The organism is Parabacteroides caecihominis, assembly GCF_023656785.1.
Taxonomy (GTDB): domain Bacteria; phylum Bacteroidota; class Bacteroidia; order Bacteroidales; family Tannerellaceae; genus Parabacteroides; species Parabacteroides segnis.
In genome coordinates this window covers 1-4,974 of the sequence record NZ_JAMOKS010000082.1, presented here as the reverse complement: position 1 = coordinate 4,974, position 4,974 = coordinate 1, and the positions used below count along the sequence as shown (strand labels likewise).

Genomic DNA, 4,974 nt, shown 5'->3' with positions numbered 1-4,974 from the left:
AAGATTTTCCGGTTTAGATTTTAATGCAGGACGTGATTTAGCATCTGACATCTCTACACTGCTACGTGAAGACTTATCATGCCAATCCAAATCAGCAGTGACGTATTCTTTTTCTGGTTGTATCTCATAGAGCGTTCCACCCGCAACCTCTACAATCAGTTTAGCAGCTTTTTCCGTCGTTCCTGTTGCTGAAAAATAAGCCACTAATGTCTTATTACCCTGTTCCTGTGCATTTATAGTGATACATAACACCATGATCACTACCATAATCATACTTTTAATCTTCATTGCCATTTATAGTTTTAATCTCTATTATTATGGTACAAAATTACAGAATAGTATCTATCATTAAGGTATATAAATCACTGATTATCTAACCAAAATCACTGATAAAAGAAAAAACGAAGGAAGACTTCAACAGTATATTCGGATTTACTGTTGTGTTTTCAATTCTATAAGGCAGAATTATGTATTGTCGAACCGACGGATTCACCCATTCCTAACGCTACGAAAGTATGCCCATTGCGCTGCTTTGGTAGAATACAGCTGAATCCTCTGATAGCCTTTCTGTTGCCTTTTACTTCCTTTTTATATGCGAAAAAAGTTGATCGAACAGCGGCCATGTACGTGGCTAATTATAGACTCCCACTGTATTATTCAAAGAGAGTGATATTCCTCTACTGATCATAAAGCGATTATAACCATAAAAGTGATGTATTCAAATTAAAGAATTTCAGCAAAAAGGATTATTCCAGTGATTGTTTTGAATTAGTAGGTAATCTTAATAGATTAAGTTGTAAAAACCCAAAGGAATTTGTTGAGATTATGAAATTGGTATATGTAAGAGGATAAATTCTAAATCTCGTCCAAATAAAATCGATAGAACCCTAACCTACTAACTTTAACGTGTCCTTGGATAAGTTCATATAAGTGCAAAACCACTCAATAGCCACAGACATAAATTTGATAGAGGATGATTATGGATAAAATCAATTTATAAGTAATAGATTTTCTTTTTATGTAAAAAAAACAAGGGCCAGCTTCTATTACTGATTTATTCCGTATATTTGTACTATTAACTTAAATTACATTATTATGGAAAAGGAAATGATTGTTAATTTTTTACATAATACTACTCTCAAAAAAATAGCCGAAGCAACTAACTCCAAGCTTATGATAAACATTCGGTTTCGTCTATTTATAATTTTAGCTGGTATAATATTTTCACTGCTTTACATTCTTATATGGCTTCCTTTTATCCCTGTTTTCCAGCAATATAATCCAGAAATATGTGCTATGATCTTAGTTATGTCCTTACCAACACTTGCCTTGCTTATCAAATGCGATAGTTTGGATATGTCATACATCATTACAGAAGATGGAAAAAAATTGGATATATACCAGTATAGAGTAAATATGATGCATTCATATTTTCTCAAGGAAGGGTATATAACCATAGGAAGGAATAATCAGGCTTTCTATTTATCAGTTATAGACTCAATTAAAGACAAGTTGGAAACTAATGATATTTTGAACTTAAAATATCACCTACCTATAATAGCTCTTATTATAGCAATACTCAGTTTTGTAATTAATGAAACTGTGGATTTCAGTAGTAGATTCTGGGTTGTGTACATTCTTCTAAACGCATATTCTACAACGTTAATTATTTATATAATTCTTCTTATTTTCAGACAGGGGAAAAGGAAAAGTTATAATTTGTTGAATTCTATATTGCATGACCTGTCAATTCAGGATGCTATTGAATACAATCGAAGAAAAAAAAGCAAAATTTGTAAGTTTTTTGAACACGTTGCATCTTTTTTCTAATGGTTCAGTGTATAGTCTGTTGACTGATTTGAGAATAAGAAAAAAGTCGTGCAACGTATTATGGTAAATTGGAAAATCTCATGAATGCGAAAAAAGACTCTGACAAATCCTTTGCAGCTACAATACCTGATGTTGTGAAAGCATTCAGCATTTCCGATGAGTCCATTATGGAGGTTGCCAATCTTTGGGAGGAAGAGTATGTATATGCAAATCTACCCGACAAGAGATATTCTGCGGGTATTGATAATGTTATGAGCTATCCCGAAGAAGTAAGCAAGCAACTAGTGAACATAATAGGTATTGAACAACCTATTACAAATACTTTGCTATATAAAAGGATACTACGTATCTGGACTCTAATCAGGGGAACTTCCGGTCTACAAAAATTCATTAATAATCTCATCATAGATCTATACAAAAATTCTCTACCGATCGCAAGTTCCGTTATTTATTGGGAAAGAGCGAAAAGGTCAGTAAATTATATCTATTACCGGATCAATTCAAAACGAGATATACAGGATATTCCTATACTGGAAGCTATGAATACCGCTCGATATGCCATAGAACAGCAAATATCCATATTTACGGAAGATCTCAAAAAAATTCCCAAATTCTTGGTTTCAGTAAAAAAGGAGCGAACATATATATGATGGCAACCAAACAGGCAATAAATAGTCTAGGAGTATTGGGAATATTCAATAATACAAATGGATGGATTTCAATGAAAACTTAAAATATAAAATTCAACATTTTTTGCGTAATTGTCCGACTTCAGGTTAGGGATAATCAACGTTAAATCAAGAAATATTCTTTAATGTTTAACTATAAAATATAAATCCGATATGGATAAAAAGATTTTAATACCTATGGATATCTATAAAGAGATTTATCCGTGGCTTATTGAGGATACAGGTTATAAACCTGTTATGTTTTGCATGGAGTTTCACAACATGGTTGAAGATTATGAATATAATCTGGAATGCCTTAAAGAGGAAGAACTTCTTACCTCTAACCAATTTGATATTTTATATAACCATGCTTTAAAAGTCTGCAACTATCTCATTTTTGACCTTGTATATTGGCGAGAGCTATATGATATGTCCCCGTTTATAAATTTAAAACTTAAGCAATTACAGGATAGTTGGAATCAACATATCAAAACACATCTCCATTTTCAGAAAAATGATGAAAATGTCTATTTTAGCTTTATATTTCTCACTGGGCTTTATATTAAATATAAGATTACTCAAGGTCTGTTCGATATATCTTGCCCTTCTACTATGAATGTGGATTTAGAAAATAAAGAAATCATCAGAATTGAAATACTTGAATTATACAAATTCCTTCGCACCGAGATAAAAGATACCCAAAAGAATATGGTTGAAATACGATATAATGGAAAAAAGCTATTGATAAAAAATACAGAAAACTGGTTTACACAAACGATTAGTCGCCACCTGGACTCCTCCGTATCTGAAAAAGATGCAACTATTGCCCCATCTAATAATAATTCATATTATCGTCCTGGTAGAAAAGGGAGAAAACCTGATGTTTCATACCTTACGCTAGTTATTTCTGCCTACCGATTAATAAAACGTCTTTCTTTCTCCAATAAAGGACTGACTAATGTAGAAGGATATTTCATATTAGATTTTCTTAAATTCCTTAATGCAATTGAAGAAGGAAGTAAAAAAGATGACATTCTTAACCTACGTGCTACAATAAAAAATTTACTTAATAAAAATTATGAACCAGAGTGGTTCGACGACGTTTTGTTAAGCACTTAGTTATCAACATATTAAATACATGCATCGACATAAAAAATAAGACATAATTAATAGTCTATTTATTATGTCTCATTATTAATTTCTCATGTTGCCTAATTGCTACACTTTTGCGGTATAGTTAGAAACATAAGGCGCCTGGTTACTAATTTAGGAATAAATTAACCTCTAAAAGAAATTAAAATGAAACAGAGTAATATTGAATTATTTAACATGTATATATTGCCGGAAAAAGATTTTATCTGGCGGGTTTGTCGGAAATATGCCCGATCATTGAATCAATGTCAAGAGTATTACAATGAAGCACTGTATATTGCTTTTATTGGAGTACATACATATAAAACAGATTATTCAATCAGGGTCTGGTTATACGTCATTATCAGAAGATCAATAAATAAGTTGTCTATCAGAGAAGCTCAAAGACCCAAGCATGAGAATTTCTCGGATATTGAGAATTTATCCACTTCTTTATTGGCTCTAGACTGCAATACCTACATTGGAAGTGATTATAACCAATTTAATTACACAGATGACTTAATAACTGCACTTGAAATGATTAGACCAGCTTCTAAAGAAGCCATATTGTTACAACAATCCGGATTTACAATAAAAGAAATATCAAAAAAATTATTTGAGAACGGACTACTTAAAAATCAAAATCTTAATACAGTAAAATTTGTTCTGTTTGCAGGAAAACATCGCTTGCGTGAGATTCTAAATAGAGACGGAAAGTTGATATCCACTCCAATCAATGTATTGACAAACAATCTGTCGAACTAAATAAATAAAAATCCGCACCTAGCGAGAAATAATTAGATCGGTCAAGTATCATATTACAAATCGATGGATTTAGAGAACCTAAATTTTGAGATATATAATAGATAGTGATAGGATAAAAAGTATTATTCAAAAGCATCCTAATAGATGCTAGTTTTAGCATTTCCTCTGCCGAATCGAATGTTAGTTCATAGTTTCGGCAGAGTTTTCTATACTTCCCCTGCATTGTTCAAAAAGAGTGATATTCCTCTATTTATCATAGTATGTGTAAGAGGTTGTGTCAAAACGCTGGCACAACCTTTTTTTATGCACAAAGTTTTTGTATCTTTAGGCATAAAGTTTTTCATTATGGCAAAGTTACATTTTCGTCCTTACATTCCCAACCAAACAGTTCTTTTTCCCGGCAGAATTGATGAAAACATAGCAGCGAACGATCCGGTCCGTGTGGTCAATACTGTTGTTGATAATCTCAATCTTGACAATTTCAAGAAGCTTTATAAAGCAACCGGTCGTTGTCCTTATCATCCTAAAATGATGCTTAAGGTGATTATCTACGCCTACATGAACAATATCTATTCGTGCC

6 protein-coding genes are annotated in these 4,974 nt (G+C 32.1%); 5 read left to right on the top strand and 1 reads right to left on the bottom strand.

The window, feature by feature from the left end; translation table 11 throughout:
- Positions 1–288, bottom strand: a 288-nt coding sequence (locus NBH14_RS28555; RefSeq protein WP_284705611.1) for a flavodoxin, incomplete at its 3' end; no start/stop codon positions are given.
- Between the two features lie 807 nt (positions 289–1,095).
- Between NBH14_RS28555 and NBH14_RS28550 the strand changes: the two genes are divergently transcribed.
- From NBH14_RS28550 to NBH14_RS28530, 5 genes are all read left to right on the top strand, one after another.
- The gene (locus NBH14_RS28550) at positions 1,096–1,830 is read left to right on the top strand and encodes a hypothetical protein (protein ID WP_186962085.1); all 735 of its coding nucleotides are present in this window, start codon (positions 1,096–1,098) and stop codon (positions 1,828–1,830) included.
- Positions 1,831–1,910: 80 nt separating this feature from the next.
- On the top strand, positions 1,911–2,480 hold the full coding sequence (locus NBH14_RS28545; RefSeq protein WP_186962086.1) for a hypothetical protein: 570 nt from the start codon (positions 1,911–1,913) through the stop codon (positions 2,478–2,480).
- Between the two features lie 192 nt (positions 2,481–2,672).
- A complete protein-coding gene (locus NBH14_RS28540) occupies positions 2,673–3,617 on the top strand; it encodes a hypothetical protein (RefSeq protein WP_186962087.1) in 945 nt (314 codons plus the stop codon).
- A gap of 180 nt (positions 3,618–3,797) precedes the next feature.
- Entirely contained in the window at positions 3,798–4,394 is a 597-nt protein-coding gene (locus NBH14_RS28535) for an RNA polymerase sigma factor (RefSeq protein WP_186962088.1), read from the top strand.
- Between the two features lie 345 nt (positions 4,395–4,739).
- The coding region (locus NBH14_RS28530; protein ID WP_250818010.1) for a transposase at positions 4,740–4,974 on the top strand (235 nt) is incomplete at its 3' end.